1 rRNA gene is annotated in these 806 nt (G+C 56.0%); it reads right to left on the bottom strand.

From position 1 onward, the window contains the following. Window positions 1-806, bottom strand: a 23S ribosomal RNA gene (locus tag DI276_RS47615); the annotation flags it as partial.

Genomic DNA, 806 nt, shown 5'->3' with positions numbered 1-806 from the left:
GAAATGACACAGCTTCGGCGGTGTGCTTAAGCCCCGCTACATTGTCGGCGCAGGACCACTTGACCAGTGAGCTATTACGCACTCTTTAAAGGGTGGCTGCTTCTAAGCCAACCTCCTGGCTGTCTGTGCGACCCCACATCCTTTCCCACTTAGCACACACTTAGGGGCCTTAGCTGGCGTTCTGGGCTGTTTCCCTCTCGACTACGAAGCTTATCCCCCGCAGTCTCACTGCCGCACTCTCACTCATCGGTATTCGGAGTTTGGTTGATTTCGGTAAGCTTGTGGGCCCCCTAGACCATCCAGTGCTCTACCCCCGACGAGAAACATGCGACGCTGCACCTAAATGCATTTCGGGGAGAACCAGCTATCACGGTGTTTGATTGGCCTTTCACCCCTAACCACAGCTCATCCCCCAGGTTTTCAACCCTGGTGGGTTCGGGCCTCCACGCGGTCTTACCCGCGCTTCACCCTGGCCATGGCTAGATCACACCGCTTCGGGTCTAGACCACGCGACTAAACGCCCTATTCAGACTCGCTTTCGCTACGGCTACCCCACACGGGTTAACCTCGCCACGTAGCACTAACTCGCAGGCTCATTCTTCAAAAGGCACGCCGTCACCCCTAAAGGCTCCGACGGATTGTAGGCACACGGTTTCAGGTACTATTTCACTCCCCTCCCGGGGTACTTTTCATCTTTCCCTCACGGTACTAGTCCGCTATCGGTCACCAGGGAGTATTTAGGCTTAGCGGGTGGTCCCGCCAGATTCACAGCGAATTCCACGAGTACGCTGCTACTTGGGAACACT

The sequence above is a fragment of the Lentzea terrae genome (genome assembly GCF_003265345.1).
Classification (GTDB): domain Bacteria; phylum Actinomycetota; class Actinomycetes; order Mycobacteriales; family Pseudonocardiaceae; genus Lentzea; species Lentzea terrae.
Note: the sequence above shows the minus strand (reverse complement) of the source record. Positions and strands in the feature narration are given on the sequence as shown.